The organism is Hyphomicrobiales bacterium, from assembly GCA_017642935.1.
Classification (GTDB): domain Bacteria; phylum Pseudomonadota; class Alphaproteobacteria; order Rhizobiales; family MH13; genus MH13.
Genome location: JAEPOK010000006.1, coordinates 1 through 1,128, shown reverse-complemented (window position 1 = coordinate 1,128; position 1,128 = coordinate 1). Strand labels below are relative to the sequence as shown.

Here is a 1,128-nt window from a genome sequence, read left to right as displayed (position 1 = left end):
CGAACGGATGTACCGTAATGCCCTATCACATGGATGACCGATCGCTTGATCTGGGTGCCCTGCAACGGCGTCTCGAGGACACCGATCTGATCCCGAGCCAGTTGCCGTTGCGCGACGGGCTGAGCGCGAAGATGACGTTGCTCAACGCGGCCGGAATCAGCTCCATGGCAGACCTGCGAACCGCTCTGAAGACATCGAAGTCCCTCACAACTTTGTCGCAGCGCTCCGGTATCGATCCGGAGTATTTGAAGCTGCTGAAAAGGACGATTGGCGGCTTCTTTCCCAAGCCGCGGTCGCTGGGAGAGGTCGATTGGCTGGGCAGCGACACGGTCAACCGTTTGCGGGACGCCGGCATCAAGAACACGCAGCAACTGTTCGAGGCTTCTACCGCAGACGCGGCCGGTCTTGCCGCGCAAACCGGCGCGGACCCGAACGACCTGCAAGAGCTAGCGGCGATCTCGGACCTGTGCCGCATCCAATGGGTCAGCCCGAGCTTTGCCCGCGTTCTGACCGCGGCCGGTTTTGAAAGCCCCGCCGCCATTGCCCGCGCCGACCCCGAAGGTCTGTTTGAAGCTTTGGTGAAGGCCAATGAAGGCGCCAAATTCCACAAGGGCAAGGTCGGCCTGCGCGATATCCGGCGATTGGTGGCCGCGGCCGCCTACGTGCCGTAGCAGTGCGGCGCCCGATACCGAACGGTCTTCGTGGAAGGCGTACCAGAGAAAAACCGATGAGCAAGACATTCACGCCTATCCGGCTCCTGCGCGTCGTCGCGCGCACGGTCCTCGTGATCGTCGCGCTGTTCTGGTTCATCTTTGCCGTGCTGTCCGGCGCCGGCCAATATGGCGAAGGGATCGGTGCGGTCGTGCGCAACCTGCCCAATGCCCTGCCATGGCTGGCGCTGTTCGGTCTCGTTGTGGCTGCGTTTCGATGGGAGTTTGTCGGCGGTGCGCTGGTGGCGTTGGCCGGGTTGGGTTCGATCGTCTTCTTCAAGGCTTGGCAGGTGCCGATCGTGCTGCTCGGCGTCTCGTTTCCGCTGGTCGTCGGCGGTATGGCCCTGATCTTGTGTTCGTATGGCGATCGGGTGACACGCTGGCGTCATGGTCACCCATACCGGGACAATCTGAAGTC

2 protein-coding genes are annotated in these 1,128 nt (G+C 62.3%); both read left to right on the top strand.

The window, feature by feature from the left end; translation table 11 throughout:
- The first annotated feature begins 29 nt into the window (after positions 1 to 29).
- Complete coding sequence (locus JJ917_17795; GenBank protein ID MBO6700683.1) at positions 30 to 671, top strand: DUF4332 domain-containing protein; 642 nt, start codon at positions 30 to 32, stop codon at positions 669 to 671.
- Between the two features lie 56 nt (positions 672 to 727).
- Positions 728 to 1,128: hypothetical protein (locus tag JJ917_17790; protein MBO6700682.1), on the top strand; the 401-nt coding region annotated here is incomplete at its 3' end.